Genomic DNA, 23795 nt, shown 5'->3' with positions numbered 1-23795 from the left:
TCAGAACTGGAAGTAGATAAATGCACTGGTCGCCGCGGGCGTGAACCAGATCAGCATCAGGGCAATGGCGGCCAGGGTCACTGCAAAGACGGGGCCGCGGTCGCGCATGACACGTTCCTTGGTGCCGACGCCGCCACCCAGGAGATGCGCTGCGAGCATGATTCCCAGCAGCAGGGCCAGCCCGCCGTGGCGTGCAAAGTCGAAATCGAGGACTGATTCGAAGGCGAGGTTCGCGATGATCGCCTGGCTGTCGGCAAAGGTCTTGGCACGGAAGAAGATCCAGGCGAAGCACACGACATGGAAGGTGACGAACCAGCGCAGGCAGCGCACCGCGACATGTTCGCTGTTCCAGAGAGGAATACGCTGCAGCACGGCGCGCTCGAACGCCAGATACCCGCCGTGCACGCCGCCCCAGATGACGAAGTTCCAGCTCGCGCCGTGCCACAGGCCACCGAGCAGCATGGTCAGCATCAGGTTGATGTAGGTGCGCCCGGGCCCCTTGCGGTTGCCGCCGAGTGATACGTACAGGTAATCGCGCAGCCAGCGCGACAGGCTGATGTGCCAGCGTCGCCAGAAGTCCTGCAGGCTGGTGGCAATGTAGGGGTAGTTGAAGTTCTGCGGGTAGCGGAAGCCCAGCAGCAGCGCCGTGCCGATGGCGATATCGGTGTAGCCGGAGAAATCGCAGTAGATCTGGAAGGCGAAGGCGTAGGTGGCCAGCAGGGAATCCCAGAATCCGAGGGCGGCCGGCGTGGCGTAGGCGTGGTCGACGATCGGCGCCAGGTTGTCGGCGAAGACGATCTTCTTGGCAAAGCCGAAGGCAATCAGCACCAGGGCCTGCTGCGCGCGCTCCACGTCGAGGCGGCGGTCACCGTCCAGCTCGCGGAAGAATTCGTAGTCGCGGACGATCGGCCCGGCGGCCAGTTGCGGAAAGAACGCCACGAAAAGGGCGTAGTCGAGCAGGTTGCGCCGCGGCGTGCTGACTCCGCGGTAGACGTCGATGGTGTAGGACAGGCTCTGGAATGTGTAAAACGAAATTCCCACCGGCAGGATGATGTCCATGGGCGAGAACTGCCAGGTGAAGCCCACCGCGCCCGCCGCGACGTTCCAGTTCTCGATCAGCCAGTTGGTGTACTTGAAGAAGGCCAGCAGGCCCAGGTTTGTCGCAAGGCTCACCCACAGTAGCCGCTGCGGATGCCGGACGCGGACCATGCCCAGGCCAATGGCGTAGTCGAGCAGGGTCGACCACAGGATCAGGCCCAGGTACATCCAGCTCCACTGGCCGTAGAAGTAGTAGCTCGCTGCCAGCAGCATGAGCTTCTGCGCCGTCGGCCAGGGGCGCAGGAGGTTGTTCATGGCGAAGACCGCCAGGAAGAACACGACGAAGTGAATCGAGTTGAACAGCATTCGCTTGGACGGAGTCGGGTTTCGGTATTGGCCTTCCCGGCGGACGGGACTGCGGCGCGGAACGGCGCAGTATAGGATGTCGGGCTGGCCGGCGCCGCAGGCGCCCTCGGGAGCGTGTCGGATCGTGAAATCGATGGAACGGTGGTTCGTGCTCGGCTGCGCGGCACTGGCGGGATTTTTCGCCCTGCACGCGCTGCTGGAAATCACCGCCTTCGGCTGGCCCCAGCCGATGTTCGACCAGTTCCGCCTCTACGAGACCTACCTGACCCTGCCGTTCCCGGCGAACGCCTGGCAGCTGGAGAACGGCCATCGGCCGATTCTGCCCGCCCTGGTGCGGCTGGCCGAGATTCGCTGGTTCGGCGGCGGGCAGGCCCTGCAGCTTGTCGTGGGCGCTGGCGCCGCCTTTCTCACGGCCGGCATGCTGGGCCTGGTGGGCGCGCTGCAGCCGGGCCTCACGCCCGCGCGCCGCGCGGCGGCCGGCTTGGCCGGCGTGGCGCTGGTGCTGTGGATGGGCAATGCCCGGATGCTGTTGCATGGTCACGAGCTGGTCCACGCGTATCTCCTCACGGCGGCGGTCGTGGCGGCACAGCTGTGCCTGTGGCAGGCGGCACGCGGTTCGGCGGGTCGCTGGATGGCGGGCGCCACCCTGGCCTGCGTGGTCGCGACGTTCTGCTTCGGCCCGGGTATCGCCAGTTTCCTGGCGGTCGGCTGCGTCGCCGTGCTCCTGCGTGTGCCGTGGCGGCCGCTCCTGTGGCCGCTGGGCGGGTTTCTCGCCTGCCTGCTGCTCTACCTCGGCGTGTTGCCGGGAACGGATGGCGTGCGCGAGGTGATGGCGATCCGGCCCCTGGACAATGCCGTGGCCGGTGCACGCTGGCTTTCTTCCCCGTGGATCAACGGCTGGCTGGGGCTGGCGGATCCACCCCTCTCGGCGAATCTCGCCGCTGCCTTCGACGGCAACCTCGCCGGTCGTGCACTGCGTCTGAGCGCCGGTGCCGTGGACGCAGTGCCGGGACTCGACTGGCGCACTTCCACGGCGGCGCTCATCGGATTTCTCGGACTGGTTGCCCTGGCGGCGGCGGTGCTGTCGCGCGGGCGCCGGTGGCACGACCCCACCCGCCTGGAAGTGGTGGGATTGGGGCTGGCGGTGTTTGCCGCGGTCACGGCGGGGGTCGTCGGCACGGCGCGCCTGGCGTATTTCCAGGCCAGCCCCGAGCAGATATTCGCCACGCGCTACCTGGTGTGGCCGTGTCTGTTCTGGCTGGGTCTGGCCTGGCTGGCCCTGGCGCGCCGCGGCAAGGGACGATGGGGCGCGGCGCCGGCGGTGGCGCTTTGCGTGGGGCTGCTGGTACCGACGGGCCTGGCCTGGGGCTTCTGGGGCAGCGCGATGTACCGCTCCAGCCAGCAGCTGGCGGCGGCGGTGCGCTCGCAGGTGTATGACGCGGCATTGTTCCCGGATAACGCCGATGCCAGCCGCGCCACCCGGCTGCGGGTGGTCGAGTTGCTGCGCGAGCGGCGATTGGCGATGTTTCGCGGACCGGCGTGGCAGCAATTGGGCCAGGTGTGGAATGGCACGCTGGACTCGGAATCCAGCGGGTCAGCGTCCATTCTCGAACAGCACGCCGTGCACGATGTGCGTGACGGGGCGGTGGGGTTGCATCTGCGCGGCGAATGGCAGGCCGGAAACCAACTCCCGGCGGACGCCGAGCTGGTCTTCGTCGACGACCAGAACCGGGTGCGCGGGTTTGCCGAATGGAGTGCCGTTGCGGTCGTCACCTCGCCGTTGCAATGGCGATTCGGGCACAAGCGCGGGTTTGACGGCTACGTGCGCCACGCCCGGCCCGGTCAGCGGCTGCGCCTGCTGGCGCTGCCGGGACACGGTGCCAAGGCCATGTATCTGGCGAGCGTTGAAGTGACGTATTGAGCCGGAAGTACGGGCTGTTTCACGTCGTGGCCCGGGGAATCCGGTCGTGCGGAATGCGTGGCCCAGTGGCGCCAGCCTTGCAGCGCGCGAGGGGAAAACCGCTGTGCACGCGGTATTTCCCGCATCAAACCCTTGGCACGGACCCTGCGGCTTCCGCTCGCCGGCCCAAAGGCGACCGGCGATTGCGTCTATCCAAGGAGAAGGACGATGAAAAGTGGAATCATCCTGTGGCTGCTCGGCGTGCCGCTCACCGGCATCATCCTGCTCAAGCTGTTTGGTGTGGTCTAGCCGTGCATCACTCCCCGTGCGGCGTCCGCTGATCCGGTGCTACGGCATCGGCGCGGCGGCGCGCTGCGCGGGGCATAGCACCGGGACAGGAGCGTTGCGGTCGTAGAGGTTGGCGGGCACGGGCCGGCATTCGCCGTCGCCCAGTGCTATCCCGGCAGCTGCCAGTGCCTGTTCGGCGGCGGTCCGGTTTTTCGGCGAGAACAGCGCGTAGAAGGGCCCCGTATGCGAGGCGATCCGCTTCGCGGCAACGCGGTCCAGGGCCCACGGCGGCATCGGCGGACCGATGAAGCCGCCGCCCACGCGCACGAATTGCGTCGTCCAGGGGAATTGGGGAATCACGAACGACAGCGGTTCGCCATCCGCCATCACGATCATCGCGCGGTCGAGCCCGGGCACCGCCGGGACTGCGACCTCGACATACTGTGCGCCATAGTGGCGCGCGTGACCCCAGTTCGCCGGCTTGGTCGTCACACCGACCGTGAGCAGGACGACGGCAAGGGTGGCGGCGCGGCCGCGCCCGGAAAAGGGCAATGTCCACAGGACGGCAGCAACGACAACGGGCGCCAGCATTTCCAGCACGACCAGATACCGGTAGATGCCGAACAGGACGAGCCAGCCGGCATAGCTGGCGGCACCCAGGACAAGGACGAACGCCAGCGCGTGCCGCTCCCGCGACAGGCCGAGGCGGCGCCACCACAGCGGTAGCGCAACGAGGCTGAGAAACCACAGTGGCACCCGCAGATCGAGGAACCACAGCTCGGACACGCGCCGCGACGACGATACCCATGCCAGCGGATAGGCCAGCCATTCGATCACGCTGACCGGCAGGAAGCGCCGGTCCCGCAGATCGGCCGGCGGCTGGAACTCGCCGCCGAACAGGTTGGCGAACAGGGGAAACAGCGGGTTGTGAAATTCCTGCCACAGCTGCCACATCCACGCGCCGCTGCTGACCAGGAACAGGGCCGCGGCCGTGCCGGCGAGCAGGATGCCGCGCTTCAGGGCGTCGGGCAGGGTTGGCCCCATGCAGACCAGTGCAGCACCAATGCCCAGGGCCCAGGGCGCGAGCGTGAGCTTGATCCCGACCGCGAGGCCAAGCAGGAGGCCGGCGGCGGTGATGCGTTTCCAGGCGTCTGTGGCGCACCTGCCGGCGACGGGCAGAAGCAGCGCGATGGCGAACAGCAGCGGCAGGCTGACGAGGTTGTCGCCGAACGTGGTACCGGCTTCGCCGCGTTGCGCGGCGCCGGTGGCTCCAACAACGGCGATCACGAGAGGCAGCCAACGGTGGCGCGCCAGCATGTCGCCGGGCGCGACACGCAGCGCGATGCGGTGCAGCGGAACGATGTTCAGGCCCTGCAGGCAGCCGAGCAGGAACGTGCCGGCCCAGGGCTTGAGCGATGACAGCAGCAGGTAGAGCCCTGCGGGCATCAGCGGGTTGAACCACGACTGCGTCTGCGCCGCGGCGAGATCCCAGCCATGGCGGTCATTCAGCCATGCCCAGCCGTTGTACCAATGATAGTTGCGCAGGTCGAAATTGGCGCTCTGGCCGCGTGACATCGCGTAGAGGCCGAAGCCCACGACAAAGACGATGAGCGCGATGCGTTCCCAGCGTCGCCATGGCACGTTGGCATGGTCAGCGTTCATAGCTACTTTCGAAGTAGCGCGAGTGCGCGCCCGGCGAGGTAGCGCATGCCGCCGAGCAGGCCACCGCCGACGGCGCGTTTGAGCTGCGCGACCTGGTCACCCAGGCGGCGGATATCGTCGTAGAGCCGGCGATTGTGCTGGTCGCGGCGATCGATCAGCTGGCGCAGCTCGGCCACGTCCTGTGCCGTGAGCGTGTGTCCTTCCGCGAAACGCGCGGGCAGGGGCCTGTCCACGTAGATGGTGGCGTGCGGCGACGCCAGCTCGTCCGCAGGGCGATCGCTCGTATAGAAGTACAGGGCGATGGAACGCCGGCTGGTGCCGGCCCGCTCCGGCGGCAACGTGATGCGGCTGAACCCGTGCCAGCTCCACTCGGTGGTCTCGAAAATCACTGCCCGGTTGAACAGTGGCGTCACCGTGGTGATGCGGTTGTCCGCGGCGCGTGGATCCGAATGCAGTTCCAGCGAACCGCCCCAGGCGTCGTCCCATTCGGGATTGAGGTAAACGATGAGATTGAGCCGACGGTGCCAGGGTTCGACGGGATGGCGGTTGAAATCGACGTGAGGGTCGAGGTCTTGCCCGTTGCGGTTTTCGTGGGTGCCGCCGCCGAAATACCAGGGGTCGTACTGGAGGTCCGGGATGCCCGTGATGCGCGAAATCAAGGCCAGGAACCCCGGCGAGCGGATCTGGTCGTCCAGCGCTGCGTAGATGGATCCGAGGTTGCGGATGCGTTCAACCGTCGACTTGTTGCCCGGTACGCCCGCTTCGTTGCGCGCATTGCCCTTCTCGAAAGGGGGAAAGGTCTCGAGCAGCGCCTGCGCGACGGCGTCGGTGAAGAAGCGTTCGATGACCACGTGGCGAAACGGTTCGCGGCGCGCAAATTGCGCAGCGTAGCGGTCGGCATCGGCAGCGACGTGGTCAGCAAGCATGGCGGTTACCGCGGTGCAAAGGGGAGGATGATGCCATCGGCTGCCCGGCGGCGCGAACGCGGCCACAATGGTTACAGTCTGGCGAGGATCGCGGTGATGCCTTCGCGGTCGGCACGCAGCAATTTCGGTGCGAGCTTGAGGAGGGCGGGGCGTTCGCAGCCGGCGATGCGGTCACGTACCTCCAGCAGTGCACCCGAGTGCATGCTGAATTCGGTCAGGCCCAGGGCGAGCAGCAGCGCCGTGTAGCGGGTATCCGAGGCCATCTCACCGCACAGGCTGACTGCCTTGCCGGCCTTGTGGCCGCATTTGATCGTGTCGGCGACCAGCCGCAGGATGGCCGGATGCAAGGGGTCGTACAGGTGCGACAGGGTGTCGTTGTTGCGGTCGGCGGCCAGGGTGTACTGCACCAGATCGTTGGTGCCGATTGCGACAAAATCCACATAGCCGATCATCGAGGGCAGGGCGATGGCCGCGGCCGGCACCTCGATCATGGCGCCGAGGTCGAAATGGTCGGCAATTTCATGGCCTTCGCTGCGCAGGTCACGGGCACAGATATCGACCAGGGCGCGTGTCGCACGCAGTTCCTCGGCGCTGGTGACCATCGGCACGAGGATGCGGATCGGCCCATAGGCCGACGCGCGCAGGATGGCGCGCATCTGGGTGGCGAACAGCGCCGGGCGGTGCATGGACAGGCGGACGCCGCGCATGCCGAGCGCCGGATTCGGCTCCCGGGTGAGCGCCAGCCCGGTGGTGTCGGCCTTGTCGGCGCCCAGGTCGAGGGTGCGGATGGTGACGGGCAGTCCACCCATGCCCAGCACGAGCTCGCGGTAGGCCTGGAACTGCTCGTCTTCGTCGGGAAGATGGTGGCGCTGCAGGAACAGGAATTCGGTGCGGTACAGGCCGATGCCGTCGGCGCCGTTGGCGCGCGCCTGGGCCACGTCGTTGGGCAGCTCCGCGTTGGCGAACAGGCGGATAGTGGAGCCGTCGCGGGTGCGCGTCTCGGCATGCGCCAGCTGGGCCAGGCGGCGACCCTCGCGCTGGGCTTCGCGCTGCGCCTGGCGATAGCGGGCCAGGTCCTGCGCGGTGGGATGAACGACCACCTCGCCGTGCTCTCCATCCAGAAGAACCAGGTCGTCGTCGCGGATGGCCGCCAATGCATCGTGCGCACCCACCGCCATCGGAAGCCGCATGCTGCGCGCGAGAATGGCGCTGTGCGACAGCGCGCTGGAACCGGTGCACACCACCCCCAGCACGCCCTGTTGCGCCAGGTGCGTCATTTCGGCGGGGGCGATCTGGTCGCTCACCAGGATCGTGCCGACGCGCGCAGCGATCTGGCGTTCGGCGCTGCTGGTCTCGCGGGCCAGGGCCGACTGCACGCGGCCGATCACGTGGTCGATGTCTTCGCGCCGGCTGCGCAGGTAGGGATCGTCCATGGCTTCGAACACGGCGGCCAGGCGGTCGCGCTGCATCTTGAGCGCGGCACCGGCGCGGTAGCGCCCACGGCGGACCAGGTCGAACAGGCCGGAAATCAGATCCGGGTCGCTCAGGAGCAAGCTGTGCGCGTCGATGAACTCGCCGATCTCGCGCGCCAGGGCGCCGTGCAGCTTGTCGCGGATACCGCGCAGCTCGGTCCGGGCGGTCTCCAGGGCGGCCTGCAGGCGCTCGGCTTCGTCATCGATCTCTTCCGGTTCCAGCGGCGTTTCGTCGACGATGAACTGGCTGGGCTGGACCAGCCTGGCCCGGCCCAGGGCCATGCCGCGCGATGCGCCGATTCCGGGCAGGACGATGCGCATACTCACGTGCCGCGTTTCTCCTTGGGTTCCATTCCGGGGCTGGCGGGCAGGCCGGTCACCGATCGCATGCTGCCGTGGCGAGGTGCTTGCCGGCAACCGCGAATCGCCGCGGGCAGGGCCCGGGCATGCGCCATCCAACAAGTACCATCAATTCCGGCCGTTGTCTGTGGTCCGACGCGGCGGGACGCCCCTGTCACCGGGCGGCAACGGTATCCCGCGAGCGGGGCACAGGCCGGCCGGGGCGTGGAGACTACTGGCCTTCGTCGAACTTGCGCGTGAACAGGTCGATGACGGCATCCATGGCGGAGCCTTCGTCGGCGCCGTCGGCCTTGATCGTGACCGGTGTGCCGAGACCCGCGGCCAGCATCATCACGCCCATGATGCTCTTGGCGTTCACTTCGCGGCCGCGGCAGCGCAGCCAGACCGTGGATTTATAGCTTTGTAGCAACTGTACGAGCTTGGCCGAGGCGCGGGCGTGCAGTCCGAGTTTGTTGCTGATGACGATGTCGCGTTCAAGCATGGTCGATGCAGATTCCGCCGCGCCCGCCAGTGGCGGCAGTCTGCGCCAGCTGGTCGAGGTTCTGTTCGGGGTAGTTCAACACCCGTAGCAGCATTGGCAGGTTCAGTCCGCTGACACAGTGGGTACGAAAACCGAGCCCGGACAGACGCTGCGCGATATTGCACGGAGTTGCGCCGTAAAGGTCGGAAAGTACCAGGACACCGTCACCCTGGTCGAGGCTTCGCGCCCGCTGGGACGCGTCGCCCAGTGCCCGGTCGGGGTCGGCGCTGGCCGCCACTTCAAGTACCTCCAGCGGCAGCGGGAATTTCCCCAGCACGTGGTGTGCGGCGGATACGAGGGCATCGCCCATGGCTTCGTGGGTCAACAGCAGGACGCCGACACTCATGACACGCGTTTTCCGTACGCTTGTGAATGGCGCTGGCCCGGAACGGCCGCGCGGTGGCGGTCCCTGACGGGGCGGAGGCCTGTCGATCGTGTTGCCATCACTGCACCTGCTCGGTCAATCGATGTTTCGTCTTTGCAAAAAGGTTGCCGCGTATACGCCCGCGCGGTCCGGGTTACTCGAGTTCACGATGAAACGTCAGAACCTGCTCGCGGGTGGCGCGGAAATGCTCGGCCAGCCGCTCGGCCAGGTACACGGAACGGTGCCGGCCGCCGCTGCAGCCGATGCCGATGGTGACGTAGGAGCGGTTGTCGGCCTCAAAGCGCGGCACCCATTCGTCAAGAAATGCCGTCAGCTGTTCGAGGAAGCGCGCCACTTCGGGTTTGTTCTCCAGCCAGGCGCGCACGGCGCCGTCTTTGCCGGACAGGGGGCGCAGCGGCGAGACCCAGTGCGGATTGGGCAGGCAGCGCGCGTCGAAGATGAAATCGGCGTTGGGCGGCAGTCCGTGCCGAAACGCGAACGATTCGAACATCAGGGACAGCTCGCCACCGGCCATGCCGAGTTCGGTCGCGATCAGCCGGCGCAGCTGGTGAACGTTGAGTTCGCTGGAATCGACTACCCGGTCAGCGATCGCGGAAAGCGGGCGCAACAGCTTGCGCTCCAGGGCGATGGCGTCATTGAGCGGCAGTCCGTCAGCCGACAGCGGGTGGCGCCGGCGGGTATCGGAGAACCGCTTGATGAGCACCTCGTCACGGGTATCGAGGAAGATCAGCTGGTAGTCGACACCGCGGGTGGCCAGCGATGCCAGCACTTCCGGCAGCCGGTTGAGGTCTTCCGCGCGGTTGCGCACATCGACGCCTACGGCGATGCGTCGGTGTCCGCCGACGCTGACGGCGTCGACCAGGGACGGCATCAGTGCGGCCGGCAGGTTGTCGACACAGTAGAAGTCGAAGTCTTCCAGCGTGCGCAGGGCGATGGTTTTGCCAGCGCCCGAGAGGCCGGTGAGCACGACCAGGCGCGTCGGCACGCCGTCGGCTGACGGATGTTCGTCGGTGGGGGGCATTACCATGGCGCGTGACGACGCAGCTGGTGGGCCTGGCGGTCCATGAAGGTCTGGGCGGGATCGATTCCCTTGCTCTTGAGCATATGGGAGCGCACGGCGGCTTCCACCAGTACCGCGAGGTTGCGGCCTGGCGCCACCGGGATGGCGATCTGGGGAATCTTCACGTCGAGAATTTCGCGGTAGCCCACATCGCCGGTCAGCCGCTTCATGCCGTCGACATCGTCGAGCGGGTTGAGTGGCCGCAGGTGAACCACCAGGCGCAGGTATTTCGAGGGCTTCACGGCGGTGTGGCCGAACATTTCGCGCACATTGAGCACGCCCAGGCCCCGGACTTCGAGCAGGTCCTGCAACAGCTCAGGGCAGTGGCCGTCGATCACGTCCGGTGCGATCTGGGTGAATTCGGGGGCGTCGTCGGCGACGAGCCGGTGACCGCGCGTGAGCAGTTCCAGCGCCAGCTCGCTCTTGCCCGAACCGGATTCGCCGGTGATCAGCACGCCGATGGAGTAGACCTCCATGAACACGCCGTGCAGGGTCTGGCGCCGCGCCAGCACCCGGGCCAGGTGGTACTGGAGATAGGTAAGGATTTCATGACCCCGCTTGGGGCTGCTCCACAGCGGTGTATTGGACTCGTTGGCGGCGTCGCGCAGGTCGCTGGGGATGGACTGGTCCTTGGTGACCAGCAGGGCGATAGGCCGGTAGTTGATGATCTTCTGGATGGTTTCCCAGCGCTGGCGGGAATCCAGGCCGTCGAGGTAGTTGAGTTCCTCGGTGCCGATGATCTGCACCTTGTTGGGGTAGATCACGTTCAGGTAACCCACCAGCGACGGGCGGCGGGTCTGGTTGTCGCCCTGGTCGACCGCGCGCTCTTCGCCACGTTGTCCGGCGATCCAGCGAATGCCCATGCGCTCGTTCAGGCTGTCGAACAGTTCGCGTGCGGTGAGTCGATCCATGGCGTCGAATCAGGCTGGCTCGCCCCATTTTGCCAGTTCGTCGTACAACGCGCTGGCATCAGGGGCTTTGCGCAGACGTTCCACGCAGGTCGGATCGCTCGCGCGGGCGGCGATATCGGCCAGCAGGGACAGGTGCGCCGTGGTGAAGTGGTTGGGTGTGACGATGGCTGCGACCAGGTCGACGGGCTTGCCGTCGGCGGCACCAAAGGCAATCGGCTTGCGCAGGCGCGCAAACGCCGCGGAAGGGCGTCCGATGCCGGCGCAGCGCCCGTGCGGCAGGGCGATTCCGTTGCCCAGCGCGGTCGAGCCGAGCGATTCACGTTCGGCCAGCGCCTCCAGCACGGCGAGATCGTCGCCCTCGGGCGCCAGCAGGCGGGCCAGGGACTCCAGCAAAGCGTGACGCGAGGAGACGCGAAGGTCGGCCACGACGCTCTCGGGAGTCAGGAGTTCGGTCAAGCGCATCGGCTCGCTGTATCCGCAACAAACACGCGATCATAGCGCGGGCGGATTAGGTTGGCTTGTCTAGTTTCGCCGCGAGGGTGTCGCGCCCGGCCGGCGCAACGTTACGAAAGGTGAAGCGCTGCGGTTGTTGCAGCGCTGTCGCGGGCAATTCGGCGAGTGGTCTTGTCCAATCCGGGAAGGTGGTGGCAGGTCTCCGGCCACCTGTACGAAGGCACCGCCCGAAACGCCGGCGGCGGCCACTGGGGCCGCCGCCGGGGTCTGCATGCTGGCGTTCTCCTCGACGTGAGCGGTGCTGCGGCAGGGGTTATGCCGCGCGGTCCGCTCGCTGGGCTTCGCTCTTGCGGTGATCGGTCAGCTTTTCCTTGTGCTTGCGGATCTGCCCGTCGAGCTTGTCAGCGAGCGCGTCGATGGCAGCGTACATGTCGTCGGCGGTCGCTTCGGCGTGGATGATCTTGCCGGCGGCTGCGTGCAAGGTCGCGTCGGCCCTGTGGACCAGCTTTTCGACGCTGAGCTGTACACCGACGTCGTGAAGGTGGTCGAAATGGCGCAGGATGCGCTCGAACTTGCTTTCGACGTAGCTTCGCAGCGCCGGCGTGACATCAACCTTGGGTCCGCTGACATTGATCTGCATGGTACTTCTCCTCGGTAAAGGCGCACCCCATCTGCGGGGCGCTTAACAGCGCGAAGCGATCAGCAGCTCGCGCAAATACGACACGTATGCATGGACACGATGAAGTACTGAGGGTTCCCCGGACACGCTTCAAGCCCTCAGCTGAGGCGGCAGCGCTCATTGGATGCGGCGATATTCATGGCTTCCCGATATTTGGCGACAGTCCGGCGCGCCACGTTGATGCCGCGCCGGTTGAGTTCCTCGGCCAGAACCTGGTCTGACAAGGGCTTGCCGGCTGGCTCGCCCTCGATCAGCTTCTTGATCATGGCCTGGATGGCGGTGGCCGAGGCGGTGCCGCCGTCGACCGTGGACACGCCACTGGAGAAGAAATGCTTGAACTCGAACGTGCCGCGCGGCGTGTACAGGAACTTGCGCGTGGTCACGCGTGAGACGGTGGATTCGTGCATGCCGATCTCTTCGGCGACGTCCTTGAGCACAAGTGGCTTCATGGCTTCTGGGCCAAAATCCAGAAATGCGCTTTGTGCGCGGACGATCGCCTGGGCCACCTTGAGGATGGTGTCGGCGCGGGTCTTGAGGCTCTTGATCAGCCAGCGCGCCTCCTGCAGCTGGCCACGCAGGTACGAGGCGTCGTCGCGCTGCGCGCGGGCGATCAGCGACTCGTAGTGGCGGTTGATGGCCAGGTGCGGCTGGCAGCCCGGCGCGAGGCTGACATGCCAGCGTCCCTGGCTGCGGAAGGCGTAGGCATCCGGCGCGACGTATTCGGGCGCCGAGCTCGATACGCTGGCGCCCGGCTTGGGGTCGAGCGTGCGGATCAGGTGCACGGCGAGGTCGATCTGGTCCGGCGTGGTCTTGAGCGTGCGCGCCAGGCGCGCGCGATCGTTCTTGGCCAGGGCCTCCAGGTGGTCGGCGACGATGGCGCGCGCCACCGGCAGCGCTTCTACCGTCGGCTCGAAGGCATCGAGCTGGACGAGCAGGCATTCGCGCAGGTTCCGGCTGGCAACGCCGATCGGGTCGAACCGCTGTACACGATGACGTACCGCTTCGATTTCGTCGGCTTCGACCTGGTACAGCGACGCGAGCCCCTGCTGGATGGATTCAATCGATTCGTGCAGGTAGCCGTCGTCGTCAATCGCCTCGATGATGGCCACGGCGATCGCGCCATCGCGCGCCGACATGGGCGTCAGGTTGAGCTGCCAGAGAAGATGGTCCCGGAGGTCCTGCTGTTCCGGTTCCTGGGGCTCGAACTCGTCATCGGCAGCTGGCCCGCGGGACGGCGAGTCGAAGGCGCTGTCGAGGGTTTCGTAGCGGTCTTCCTCGCGGTCGCGGTCGCGCTCTGCCTCGGCAGGCGTCGACGATTCGTCGGAAGACGTGTGTGACTGGGTGAATTCCGAAACCGGGTCCGGGGCGGCGCCTTCCTCGGCCGGGGCCGATTCGCTCTGCTCGTCGGGCAGTTCCAGCAGGGGGTTGGATTCAAGCGCCTCGCGCAGCTCCATTTCCAGCTCGACGCTGGACAGTTGCAGCAGCCGTATCGCCTGTTGCAGTTGCGGCGTGAGGGCTAGCTGCTGGTGGAGCCGGAGGTTTAACGCTGGCTTCATCGATCATCCCTTTCTAGAGCGTGCCGCGAGTCCTTTCCCCCGTTGGCCCGACGGCTCGCCCACAGCCCCATCCTAATGCGGAAATGCCCTCGCGGGAACCTTGGATTTTGCGCTTGCGCGCGGGCCCGGATTGGGGGACGATCAGCCGGATATCGCGGACGAGGGCATTGCCGTCCGTTGCATTTTGTTACCGGCCTCGTCGGTGGCTTGTGAACGCCCCAGGCACGGGTCAGCGCCCGCGGGCGTTGGCGGATTGATGCGTTGTAGCCATTTCCACGAGGCGGCGTAGCCGCCGGATATTGCCGGTCAGAGCCGGAAATCCTTGCCCAGGTACACTTCCCGCACCTGCTCGTTGGCCAGTACCGTCGCCGGCGTGCCCTTGGCCAGTACGGCGCCTTCGTTGAGGATGTAGGCGCGGTCACAGATGCCGAGTGTCTCGCGCACGTTGTGGTCGGTGATCAACACGCCGATTCCACGCTCTTTTAACTGGCGCACGATACGCTGGATCTCGCCCACGGAAATAGGATCGACGCCCGCAAAGGGTTCGTCCAGCAACATGAATCGCGGCTGTGCGGCCAAGGCACGGGCAATCTCCGTGCGCCGGCGTTCGCCACCGGAAAGGCTGGCGCCCTTCTCATTAGCCTTGTGCGCGATCTGCAGTTCGTCGAGCAGTTTTTCCAGTTCGCCGGCGCGATCAGAAGGCTTGAGATCCTCACGCAGCTCGAGAATGGCGAGGATGTTCTCGGCCACTGTGAGACGCCGGAACACCGAGGCATCCTGCGGCAGGTAGCCAATGCCCAGGCGTGCGCGCGCATGCATGGGCTGGCTGGTGATATCGACGTTGTCCAGGCGGATGGAGCCGGCATCGGCACCGACCAGCCCGACGATCATGTAGAAGCAGGTCGTCTTGCCGGCGCCGTTGGGGCCGAGCAGGCCCACCACTTCACCCTGGTCGACGCGGCAGCTGAAATCCCGGACGACGTCGCGCTGCTTGTAGCGTTTCTTGAGGCCGGTAGCGCTGAGCATTACTTCTTGGTTTCCGCGTCGGCCGCCTTGGCGGGATCTTTGGGCTTGGGCAGCATTTTCAGGTGCACGCGCCCGCTGCCGCTTTCGGATCCGCCAGTGACTTCGCCGCTTGCGGTGTTGTATACAATGCGTTCGCCGCGGAACTCGCCGCGGCCTTCCTGCACGACGACGGCGTCGCCGGAAAGCACGGCGGTCGCCGATTCGCCGGCGTAGTCGATGGTGTGCGCACTGGCGCGCATCATGCCGCCGCCGTCGTCGAGCTGCTGCTGCAACCGCGCCGGCTTGCCTTCCAGCACGACGCGCTGGATCTGGTTGTTCTTGTCCTGATGGACGGTGCCCTTGTCGGCTTCGCCCTGGATCGTGCCCTGGGTCAGCTTGACGCTGCCGCTGAGCACCGTGGTCTGCTTGCCCTGGTCAGCCTGGAAGTGGTTGGCGTAGACATCCAGCGGCTGCTCCTGGTCGGACTTCTTGGCGAATGCGGCGGGTGCCGCCAGCGCCAGCACCGCGACAAGACTAAGGCTTGCGCGGGCGCGCGAACGAGGCATGTACATCGGCGAGCAGCTCCAGTTGATGCGTTTCGAGGTCGGCTTTCATGCCGGTCCCGCGGAGTATAGATCCGGGCTGGGTGATCGTGGCGGGCGCCTGGGTTTCCAGCTTGCGATCCTTCGGATAGGCCGTGACGTCGCGTGTCTCCAGGCGCGCGTAGCGCGCGACGTCGGTGGTGTCGCGGTGCATCTCCACCTCGCCGCCCAGCAGCATGCGCGTGCCATCCTTCGTCACCCAGGCGGTCTGCGAACGGCCTTTCCAGTTGTCGCCATCCTTGCCGGACAACCGGAACTGAGGCGTCTCCACCCAAAGCGAGCCATCGTCGTTACGCCGCGCCAGCGTGGGCGCGGTGACGGTGAAGGCGAGGCGTCCTTGTTCGTCGAGGGCGTTGAGCTCGAAATCGGCGAGGGTGTAGTCCGAACGCGGAGGGCCGACAAAGGGCGGCGGCTCGTCGACGGGACGGATCAGCCACACCAGCAGCTGGGTGGCGATGGCGCCCAGGATCACGGCGCCGATCGTAACGAGACGACGGCGATCCATCACGACCAATGCGCCAGCTCCGCCTCGGCCCGGCCCTGCGCCCCCAGGAGCAGGTCGCACACTTCACGCACCGCGCCATTGCCACCGGCTAGACGCGTCTGGAAGTGGGCGTGGGCGGTAATCCACGGATGCGCATTGGCCGGCGCAATAGCCAGTCCGCAGGCCCGCATGACGCGAAGATCGGGCAGGTCGTCGCCGGTATAGCAGACCTGGACCGCATCCAGGTGCAGCGCTTCGAGCAGCTGGCCCAGGCAGGCCAGTTTGTCCTTCTGTCCCTGGTAGACGTGGGCTACGCCCAGTTCCGCCATGCGCTCGGTGACAAGGTGGCTCATGCGCGCCGTGATGACGGCCACTTCAATGCCATTGGCCAGCAGCCGCTTGAGACCGAGCCCGTCATGCACGTGGAAAGCCTTCAGTTCGCGCTGGTCCTCGGCGTACCAGAGCTTGCCGTCGGTCAGCACGCCGTCGACGTCGAACACGGCCAGGCGGATGCGGGCGGCGCGTTCGGCGACAGGCGGCGGCAGGTCAGGGGGCGTGATCGAGGGCATGGCGTCTGTGATGGTCAGGGCAACGGTGCGGCGGCGCGCCTCGGCGCGCCGCCCTCGGTTCGTGCGGCGTTCGGGGACGCTGGTTAAACCACCCGGGCCCGCAACAGATCATGAATATTGAGCGCGCCGACCAGCTTGCCCGCATGGTCGACCACCAGCAGCGCATGGATGGTGAATTCCTCCATCAACCGCGCGGCCTCGACGGCGAGTTTGTCCGGCGTGATGGTCTTGGCGCGCGTGGTCATCAGACTGGTCAGCGCGGTGGCGCGCAGATCGACGGCGTGGTCATCCAGGGCGCGGCGCAGGTCGCCGTCGGTGAAGACGCCCAGGAGGGTGTCCTTCTCGTCCACGACAGCCGTCATTCCCAGGCCTTTGCGCGACATTTCCACCAGTGCCTGTGCCACCGTGGCGGTGGAATCGACGCGGGGAACCTGATCGCCGGTGTGCATGATGTCGCTGATGTGCAGCAGCAGGCGGCGGCCGAGCGAGCCGGCCGGATGCGACCGGGCGAAGTCTTCGGCGGTGAATCCGCGGGCTTCCAGCAATGCGATGGCGAGGGCGTCGCCCATCACCAGGGCGGCTGTCGTGCTGGCCGTCGGCGCCAGGCCCAGGGGGCAGGCTTCGGCCGGCACGCTCACGTCCAGGTGGACGTCCGCCAGGCGCGCCATCGAGGAACCGTCGTTGCCGCTCATGGCGATCAGCGGAATGTGCTGGCGGCGCAGCAGCGGCAGGATGGTCAGGAGCTCATCCGTCTCGCCCGAGTTCGACAGGGCCAGGACGACGTCCTTCTTCGTGATCATGCCCAGGTCGCCGTGGCTGGCTTCGCCCGGATGGACGAAAAACGCCGGCGTACCCGTCGACGCGAGCGTGGCCGCGATCTTCCGCCCGATATGTCCGGACTTTCCCATGCCAGTGACCACCACCCGGCCGGGGCAGTCGATCATCAGCTGGCAGGCCTTCAGGAAGCTGTCGTCGATGCGGCTCTGCAGGACCGCGATCGCGCGGGCCTCGGTTTCGACAACCTGCAGGGCGCTGCGGAACAGCGAGGCGCTGTCGAGCGGGTGTTGGGGTGCGCTGGCGCCGGCCAGCGGCAGGATTTGGGCGTTCATGGGCGGCTGCGGTGGCAAGGGCAAGGGGCGCGTCACGATTCAAGAAGTCGAACAATCCGCCGTCTTCCGGTCGATCTGCGTCGACTGCCTGGACGGCCTGCGTTTTTACGCACGCGGCTTTTTCGGTACCATGCGCGTCCCCTATTGTAGCCGGTTATGTCTCCCCGTCCGCTGCGGACGCGGAAAAACCGCCTGCTGTCGCCCGCCCGCAGCTCCGGCTGCCCCCATTTCGCCTTCTGAAGCGCCGCCCATGGACAGCCAGACCATCAAGACTTTGATCGAACAGGGATTGCCCGGCGCGCGCGCGGATGTCAGCGGCGCCGACGGGGTGCATTTCGAGGCCGTCGTGGTGGCATCGGCGTTTGCCGGCAAGCTGCCCCTGGCGCGGCACCGGATGGTCTATGCCACCCTGGGTGATCTCATGGGCGGCGCCATCCACGCCCTGGCCCTGAAGACGCAGACGCCGGAAGAAGCGGCGAAATCGGGCTGATCGGCGCGGGGCTGGCAGCGACTTTCCGAATCTTCCCGCAACGCGATCCGCGGCGATTCGGTGCGCCCGGCCGGATACACATTACTGGATTTTAACGAATGGCTAAAATTGTAATTTCCGGCGGTGAGCCCCTGAATGGCGATGTGTGGATTTCCGGCGCCAAGAACGCCGTGCTGCCCATCCTGGCTTCCACCCTGCTCGCCGACGAACCTGTCAGCATCGGCAATGTGCCGCATCTGCACGACGTCACGACCACCATGGAACTGCTCGGCCAGATGGGCGTGCAACTGGTGCTCGACGAGCGGATGAAGATCCACGTCGATCCGCGCTCCACGCACAACTTCTCGGCGCCCTACGATCTGGTCAAGACGATGCGCGCGTCGATCCTGGTGCTCGGGCCGCTCCTGGCGCGTTACGGCGAGGCGAGCGTGTCGCTGCCGGGCGGCTGCGCGATCGGATCGCGACCGGTTGATCTCCATATCAAGGGACTGCAGGCGCTGGGCGCTGACGTCAGCGTCGAGAATGGCTATATCCGCGCCCGCGCCAAACGCCTGAAGGGCGCGCGCATCAACATGGATATCGTCACCGTCACCGGAACGGAAAACATCATGATGGCCGCCGTCCTCGCGCAGGGCACGACGATCATCGAGAACGCCGCGCAGGAACCGGAAGTCGTCGACCTGGCCAACTGTCTCAATGCGATGGGTGCGAAGGTCGAGGGGGCCGGCACTGCCACATTGGTGATCGAAGGCGTGGACCGTCTCCACGGTACCGATTACGAAGTGCTGCCCGACCGTATCGAAACCGGCACCTTCCTGGTTGCCGGCGCGATCACCGGTGGCCGCGTGCTGGCCAAGAAAGCGCGTCCGAAGACCCTGGACGCCGTGCTCGCCAAACTCGAAGATGCCGGCGCGCACATCAACACCGGCGACGACTGGATCGAGCTGGACATGCGCGGCAACCGCCCGAAGGCCGTCAACATCACTACGGCACCGTACCCGGCGTTTCCGACCGACATGCAGGCGCAGTTCACCGCGCTCAATTGCGTCGCCGAGGGCGTGGGAATCATCACCGAGACGGTGTTCGAGAACCGCTTCATGCACGCGCATGAACTGCAGCGCCTGGGCGCGGATATCCGCCTGGAAGGCAATACGGCCATCATCAAGGGCGTGAGCAAGATGACCGGCGCGCCGCTGATGGCGACCGACCTGCGGGCGTCCGCCTGCCTGGTGCTTGCCGGTCTTGTGGCCGAGGGCGATACGACGGTGGACCGCGTCTACCATATAGACCGTGGCTACGAATGCATCGAGGAAAAGTTCGGTGCGCTCGGCGCGAAGATTCGCCGCCTGCCCTCCTGATTCGTACGCAGGAAAGGGCGGAGTGCGGTTTTGCGCGCTTCCGCCCTGCAGGCGGTTTACTCTGCTCCGCCCGCTGCGGCGACCTGGCTGGCCGCTGGCGTCACTGACGCCAGCTCCATCACGATCAGTGCGCCGTCGCCCTGCTTCTGTTCAATCTTGATCGGAGCCAACGTCGCTTCCGGCGCGTACCAGGAGCGGCCCTTGCCTTGCACGTCGGTACGGCCGATGCGCGTGGTCTGGAAGCGGCCTGCCGGAACCGTCAGGTTTTCCTCGCCCTCGCGCTTGAAGCGCTGCATCTCCAGGTGGTCCTTCGTCGCAACCGGCAGGATCGTTTCGCCATCGGCGGACGGCAGCTGCAGGGCCAGCGCGACACCGACCGTGTGGCGATCGATCGTGCCCGGCTTGATCGCGTAGCGAAACAGTTCGTCGTTATCGACCACGCGGGCTTCGTTTGCGCTCCAGTCGAAATCGATGCGGCGTTTTTTCTTCCGGATCGCGGCGTCCTGGCGGTAGTCATAGGCAACGCCCTGCGCGGCGGAACCCTGCCAGCGGAAACGCGATTCCTCCATGACTTCCAGGCCCATCAGGCGCGCCAGTCCCGCCGTTCCCTTGGTCTGGGTGGTCAACGACCAGGCGTCGCCCGTGCCTGCCTTGAGGGTCATGGTGGTCGAACCGATGGTCTTGCCGTCGCGGCTGACCGTATAGGTCGCCATGAATGCGGACGGTGGCGCCGCGTGGGCGCCGAGCGCGAAGGCGGCAAGGGTCACGGCGGCAAGCACGGCGCGGGTCATGGGAAGCTCCGGTGGCAGGGCCGCCGAAGTCTGCCATCGCTTCACTGAACAGACCGCGCAGCGCTCAGAACAGCGACTGTGTCGTGCCCGTCAGGTCGCCCAGCAGCCGCTTGATCGGAGCGGGTAGCCCCACCTCCGTCAGGGCCTGACTGTCGCACCAGCGCAGGTCCGGCATCTCGCCGGCCTGGTTTGCCGGCGTCGCCCGCGCCAGCAGTGGCTGGATCTCCAGTTTGTAATGGCTGAAAACATGCGTGAACGACGGCAGGACTTCGAAGCCGTCCGTGCGGACGCCGAGGCTGCGCGCGGCCGATGCCGCCTGTGACGCCGATGGTGTCTCCGGCAGGCTCCATAGTTCCGCCCACACGCCTGTCGCTGGTCGCCGGTGCAGCAGGGTGCGTCCGGTTTCGTCGCGAAGGATCAGCACGCAGGTTTGTCGCGTAGGCACGGCCTTCGCCGGCTTGCGGCTGGGCAACTGGCCCACGATGCCTTGCCGGTACGCGGCGCAGTCAGCAGCCAGCGGGCAGGTGGTGCACAGCGGGCGCGCGCGCTGGCACACCGTGGCGCCGAGATCCATCAGGGCCTGCGTGTAGTCCGCAAGGCGCCGGGCAGGCAGGTGTGACTCGGCATGGCCCCACAGCACGCGCGCAGTTTCGGTGGTGCCCGGGTAGCCATGCACGGCGTGGAAGCGCGCCAGCACGCGCTTGACGTTGCCGTCGAGAATGGCGTGTGGAAGGCCCCAGGCCTGGGCGAGGATCGCGCCCGCCGTGGAACGTCCGATGCCCGGCAGCGCGGCCAGCGCCTCGGCATCCCGGGGCAGTTCGCCACCGTGGCGCTCCATGCACAGTTGCGCAGCGCGCTGGAGATTACGCGCGCGGCTGTAGTAACCCAGGCCCGCCCACAGAGCCAGCACGGTGTCGGTGGGCGCGGCGGCAAGCGAGGGCAGGTCGGGCAGTGCGGTCACGAAACGCGTGAAGTAGCCGATCACCGTGGCCACCTGCGTCTGCTGCAGCATGATTTCGGACAACCAGACACGATACGGCGTGCGGGGCGATTGCCAGGGCAGGTCGTGTCGGCCGTACTGGTCGAACCAGTTCAGGAGGCGTGGCGCAATAGGCAGTTGAGCAGGCGGATTCAAGGTGTGTGTGGCGCGCATCAGTCGGGAGTGGCTTCCAGGTGCAGCCCTTTGAGCACGACGCCGCCGACGACCGCCTCGGCGATGTCGACACGGCCACGAACGGGCGGAAACGGCGTCGCATCTGCGGCGGGGGCGGGCAGTGATCGCCACCAGCGATCGATCGCGTGCAGGTCGACCTCGCCTTCGACATCCAGGCCTTTGATCACCGGCTTGCCGGCGCGCTGCACCTGGCCGTTGCGAATGTGGATAAACGCCTGCGCATCCGGCAACCCGCCGCCGGAGGGCGCGGTGGACTGCCAATGGTCCAGGGGGTCCAGTGCCAGCGCCGGTGAATCGATGACAACCTTCTCGATCACCAGCTGCGAGTCGACCATGCTGCGCCAGGGCAGCACGACGCCGATCGATCGTGCTTCCAGCAGGTTGCCCGGCCGGCCAGGCACGGACAGTCGTGGATGGTCCAGTTCCAGGGTCAGCGCGGGCCAGAATGCATAACGCGGCAATCCGTCGAACGCGAGCGTCAGGCGCAGGTGCGTGGCGGCCGTGTCCACCAGCAGTTTCGCGACCTTTTCCGGATTGGCGTAGTGCCGGACCAGCAGCAGCGCGGTTCCCGCAAGGAGGAGCAGGACCGCAACGACAACGCGCACACTGCGGCGGATTGTCATGAGGGCCTAAAAGTGGATTGATGGATATTCACAGGCGGTGCATAATGCCCCAGCTGCCACGACAACCTAGGATGGGGCGTCCGGCAGCGATGCTCGCGCCCAAGCTGGCCCCCCTGGCGGAAAGCGTGAGCGGGCGTGGCGACGTCCCGTCGCCACGCCCACCTTACTCTTTCCGCATGGGCGCTCACGGCGCCTCAGCCACTGAACCGTTCCGGCAGCAGGCCGTCCACGAACGCGGCGGCGTCGAAGACGCGCAGGTCGTCCAGGGTTTCGCCCAGGCCCACATAGCGGATCGGCAGGCCGAATTCCTTCGCCAGCGCAAACACCACGCCGCCCTTCGCGGTACCGTCGAGCTTGGTGACCACGAGCCCGGTGACGCCGATCGCCGCGCGGAACTGGCGCACCTGGTTGATCGCGTTCTGTCCGGTGGTGCCGTCGATGACCAGCAGTACTTCGTGCGGCGCACTGGCGTCGAGCTTGCCCAGTACGCGGCGGATCTTGCCCAGCTCGTCCATCAATCCGGTCTGGGTGTGCAGGCGACCGGCGGTGTCGGCGATCAGGATGTCCAGTTCCCTGGAGCGTGCGGACTGCAGGGCGTCGAAAATCACGCTGGCCGCATCCGAGCCCGAACCCTGCGACACCACGGGCACCTGGTTGCGCTCGCCCCAGGTCTTGAGCTGCTCCACCGCCGCCGCGCGGAAGGTGTCGCCGGCCGCGAGCATGACCTGGCGCCGTTCCTTCTGGAACCGGCGTGCGAGCTTGCCGATGGTGGTTGTCTTGCCGACGCCGTTCACGCCCACCATCAGCAGGACGAAAGGTTTCTGCTCCGCGACGATCTGCAGCGGTTGCGCGACGGGCGCCAGCAGCGCCAGCAGCGCTTCGCGCAGGGCAGTCAGCAACTGTCCGGCGTCGTCGAACTCACGCCGATTGACGCGCTTGCGCAGGTTTTCGACCAGTTCAGTGCTGGCGGCGATGCCGACGTCGGCGGTGATCAGGGTCGTTTCCAGCTCTTCCAGCAGCGCTTCGTCGAGCTTGGGCTTGCGCGAAAACAGTGCGCCGAGGTTGCGCGCGAAGGCGCTGCCGGCCAGCCGTTCGCGCCAGCTTTTCTTACCCGTCGCGGTACCTGCCGAAGGCACCTCGTCGGCGGCGACGGGCAGCATCGGCTCCGACACGGGCTCCGGGGTGGCTTCGACCACCGGTGGCACCGGCTCGACGGGAGTGGCGGGAAGCGGGGAGATCGCCGGGGTTTCCGGTGCGATCGCCGCATTCTCGGTCGCGGGTGGCTCGGCAGCCACTTCCGGAACCGGCGTTTTCTTCTTCCAGAACTTGAACATCGGGCTCGCGAATCAACGAAAATGCATCCCGCATGCTACCACCGACGCTACCCGGCGCTGTTTTCCAATGCGGACCTCCCCCCAAATTCCTCCGGCAAGGTCCGGATCATCGGCGGCACCCTGCGCAACTCCCGGCTGGATGTACCACTTCGCCCCGGCCTGCGCCCGACCACCGACCGCGTCCGCGAGACCCTGTTCAACTGGCTGATGGGCCCGGTCGGCGGTGCGCGCTGCCTGGATCTGTTTGCCGGCACCGGTGCGCTGGGGATCGAAGCCCTCTCCCGGCACGCCCGGGAAGTCGTCTTTGTCGAGCGCGACCCGGCGCTGGCCGCCGCCTTGCGCGGCAACCTGGAGCGGCTGCGGCAGAGCGCCGGGCGCGTTGTCGTGGGCGATGCCCTGGGGGCGCTGGCGGGCGAGTCCGGACCCTTCGACATCGTATTTCTCGACCCGCCATTCGACCTTTTGCTATGGGATCCGGTGATCGAGCGGCTCGAGTCCGGCGGGTACCTGGCGCCGCACGCGTTGATCTACGTCGAATCGCCGATCGGCGTCACGCCGGCGGTGCCGCCCGGGTGGATGTTGCATCGCGAAGGCAAAGCGGGGGAGGTGCGCTACGCGCTCTATCGCCGCGGCACGGCCATGCCGTAAGCTTCTCCCGTTTTGCCCCAGCCATTGACGGT

25 protein-coding genes are annotated in these 23795 nt (G+C 66.6%); 5 read left to right on the top strand and 20 right to left on the bottom strand.

Annotated elements, in window-relative coordinates; translation table 11 throughout:
* On the bottom strand, positions 1-1404 hold the full coding sequence (locus tag N4264_RS22650) for an MBOAT family O-acyltransferase (RefSeq protein WP_261694479.1): 1404 nt from the start codon (positions 1402-1404) through the stop codon (positions 1-3).
* A gap of 133 nt (positions 1405-1537) precedes the next feature.
* On the opposite strand from N4264_RS22650, the gene N4264_RS22645 reads away from it, so the two are divergent.
* The gene (locus tag N4264_RS22645) at positions 1538-3325 is read left to right on the top strand and encodes a hypothetical protein (protein WP_261694478.1); all 1788 of its coding nucleotides are present in this window, start codon (positions 1538-1540) and stop codon (positions 3323-3325) included.
* Positions 3326-3382: 57 nt separating this feature from the next.
* On the top strand, positions 3383-3613 hold the full coding sequence (locus tag N4264_RS22640; RefSeq protein WP_261694477.1) for a hypothetical protein: 231 nt from the start codon (positions 3383-3385) through the stop codon (positions 3611-3613).
* Between the two features lie 39 nt (positions 3614-3652).
* Here N4264_RS22640 and N4264_RS22635 read toward each other — a convergent pair whose 3' ends face one another.
* The 15 genes from N4264_RS22635 to N4264_RS22565 form a co-directional block, all read right to left on the bottom strand.
* Positions 3653-5254: a hypothetical protein gene (locus tag N4264_RS22635; protein WP_261694476.1), complete on the bottom strand. Its 1602-nt coding sequence runs from the start codon at positions 5252-5254 to the stop codon at positions 3653-3655.
* A 2-nt stretch (positions 5255-5256) separates the two neighbouring features.
* Positions 5257-6180, bottom strand: a complete 924-nt coding sequence (locus N4264_RS22630; RefSeq protein ID WP_261694475.1) for a 2OG-Fe(II) oxygenase — start codon at positions 6178-6180, stop codon at positions 5257-5259.
* Between the two features lie 71 nt (positions 6181-6251).
* Complete coding sequence (gene ptsP / locus N4264_RS22625; RefSeq protein ID WP_261697685.1) at positions 6252-7973, bottom strand: phosphoenolpyruvate--protein phosphotransferase; 1722 nt, start codon at positions 7971-7973, stop codon at positions 6252-6254.
* 250 nt (positions 7974-8223) lie between these two features.
* On the bottom strand, positions 8224-8493 hold the full coding sequence (locus N4264_RS22620; RefSeq protein ID WP_261694474.1) for an HPr family phosphocarrier protein: 270 nt from the start codon (positions 8491-8493) through the stop codon (positions 8224-8226).
* Positions 8486-8878, bottom strand: coding sequence for a PTS sugar transporter subunit IIA (locus N4264_RS22615; protein ID WP_261694473.1), 393 nt, complete (start codon positions 8876-8878; stop codon positions 8486-8488). The genes N4264_RS22620 and N4264_RS22615 overlap by 8 nt, the downstream gene beginning before the upstream one ends.
* Positions 8879-9050: 172 nt before the next feature.
* Entirely contained in the window at positions 9051-9944 is an 894-nt protein-coding gene (gene rapZ / locus N4264_RS22610) for an RNase adapter RapZ (RefSeq protein WP_425508292.1), read from the bottom strand.
* On the bottom strand, positions 9938-10888 hold the full coding sequence (gene hprK / locus N4264_RS22605; protein ID WP_261694471.1) for an HPr(Ser) kinase/phosphatase: 951 nt from the start codon (positions 10886-10888) through the stop codon (positions 9938-9940). Before hprK ends, rapZ begins: the two co-directional genes overlap by 7 nt.
* 9 nt (positions 10889-10897) lie before the next feature.
* Positions 10898-11344 carry a PTS sugar transporter subunit IIA gene (locus tag N4264_RS22600; RefSeq protein WP_261694470.1) on the bottom strand — a complete coding sequence of 149 codons (447 nt, stop codon included), beginning with the start codon at positions 11342-11344 and terminating at the stop codon, positions 10898-10900.
* 310 nt (positions 11345-11654) lie between these two features.
* Positions 11655-11981: a ribosome hibernation-promoting factor, HPF/YfiA family gene (hpf, locus tag N4264_RS22595; protein WP_261694469.1), complete on the bottom strand. Its 327-nt coding sequence runs from the start codon at positions 11979-11981 to the stop codon at positions 11655-11657.
* Between the two features lie 137 nt (positions 11982-12118).
* Positions 12119-13576 carry an RNA polymerase factor sigma-54 gene (locus N4264_RS22590; RefSeq protein ID WP_261694468.1) on the bottom strand — a complete coding sequence of 486 codons (1458 nt, stop codon included), beginning with the start codon at positions 13574-13576 and terminating at the stop codon, positions 12119-12121.
* Positions 13577-13882: 306 nt separating this feature from the next.
* Positions 13883-14602, bottom strand: coding sequence for an LPS export ABC transporter ATP-binding protein (gene lptB, locus N4264_RS22585; RefSeq protein ID WP_261694467.1), 720 nt, complete (start codon positions 14600-14602; stop codon positions 13883-13885).
* Positions 14602-15153 carry a lipopolysaccharide transport periplasmic protein LptA gene (gene lptA / locus N4264_RS22580; protein WP_261694466.1) on the bottom strand — a complete coding sequence of 184 codons (552 nt, stop codon included), beginning with the start codon at positions 15151-15153 and terminating at the stop codon, positions 14602-14604. Before lptA ends, lptB begins: the two co-directional genes overlap by 1 nt.
* Positions 15116-15688 (bottom strand): LPS export ABC transporter periplasmic protein LptC, encoded by a 573-nt coding sequence (gene lptC, locus N4264_RS22575; RefSeq protein WP_261694465.1) that lies wholly within the window; start codon positions 15686-15688, stop codon positions 15116-15118. Before lptC ends, lptA begins: the two co-directional genes overlap by 38 nt.
* A complete protein-coding gene (locus N4264_RS22570) occupies positions 15688-16236 on the bottom strand; it encodes a KdsC family phosphatase (protein WP_261694464.1) in 549 nt (182 codons plus the stop codon). The genes lptC and N4264_RS22570 overlap by 1 nt, the downstream gene beginning before the upstream one ends.
* 83 nt (positions 16237-16319) lie before the next feature.
* Entirely contained in the window at positions 16320-17324 is a 1005-nt protein-coding gene (locus N4264_RS22565; protein ID WP_425508359.1) for a KpsF/GutQ family sugar-phosphate isomerase, read from the bottom strand.
* Positions 17325-17595: 271 nt separating this feature from the next.
* Between N4264_RS22565 and N4264_RS22560 the strand changes: the two genes are divergently transcribed.
* Positions 17596-17835: a BolA family protein gene (locus N4264_RS22560; RefSeq protein WP_261694462.1), complete on the top strand. Its 240-nt coding sequence runs from the start codon at positions 17596-17598 to the stop codon at positions 17833-17835.
* Positions 17836-17933: 98 nt separating this feature from the next.
* Positions 17934-19193 carry a UDP-N-acetylglucosamine 1-carboxyvinyltransferase gene (murA, locus tag N4264_RS22555; protein ID WP_261694461.1) on the top strand — a complete coding sequence of 420 codons (1260 nt, stop codon included), beginning with the start codon at positions 17934-17936 and terminating at the stop codon, positions 19191-19193.
* A 56-nt stretch (positions 19194-19249) separates the two neighbouring features.
* Here the strand turns inward: murA and N4264_RS22550 are convergent, their stop codons facing one another.
* The 4 genes from N4264_RS22550 to ftsY form a co-directional block, all read right to left on the bottom strand.
* Positions 19250-19984, bottom strand: a complete 735-nt coding sequence (locus N4264_RS22550; RefSeq protein WP_261694460.1) for a DUF3108 domain-containing protein — start codon at positions 19982-19984, stop codon at positions 19250-19252.
* A gap of 64 nt (positions 19985-20048) precedes the next feature.
* Positions 20049-21137, bottom strand: coding sequence for an A/G-specific adenine glycosylase (mutY, locus tag N4264_RS22545; protein WP_425508291.1), 1089 nt, complete (start codon positions 21135-21137; stop codon positions 20049-20051).
* Positions 21137-21781, bottom strand: a complete 645-nt coding sequence (locus N4264_RS22540; protein ID WP_261694458.1) for an AsmA family protein — start codon at positions 21779-21781, stop codon at positions 21137-21139. Before N4264_RS22540 ends, mutY begins: the two co-directional genes overlap by 1 nt.
* 194 nt (positions 21782-21975) lie before the next feature.
* Positions 21976-23115: a signal recognition particle-docking protein FtsY gene (ftsY, locus tag N4264_RS22535; RefSeq protein WP_261694457.1), complete on the bottom strand. Its 1140-nt coding sequence runs from the start codon at positions 23113-23115 to the stop codon at positions 21976-21978.
* A 21-nt stretch (positions 23116-23136) separates the two neighbouring features.
* Here ftsY and rsmD point away from each other — a divergent pair, with 21 nt between their 5' ends.
* Positions 23137-23763: a 16S rRNA (guanine(966)-N(2))-methyltransferase RsmD gene (rsmD, locus tag N4264_RS22530; RefSeq protein WP_261694456.1), complete on the top strand. Its 627-nt coding sequence runs from the start codon at positions 23137-23139 to the stop codon at positions 23761-23763.
* Positions 23764-23795: the final 32 nt, after the last annotated feature.

Source organism: Tahibacter amnicola, assembly GCF_025398735.1.
Taxonomy (GTDB): Bacteria; Pseudomonadota; Gammaproteobacteria; order Xanthomonadales; family Rhodanobacteraceae; genus Tahibacter; species Tahibacter amnicola.
Note: the sequence above shows the minus strand (reverse complement) of the source record. Positions and strands in the feature narration are given on the sequence as shown.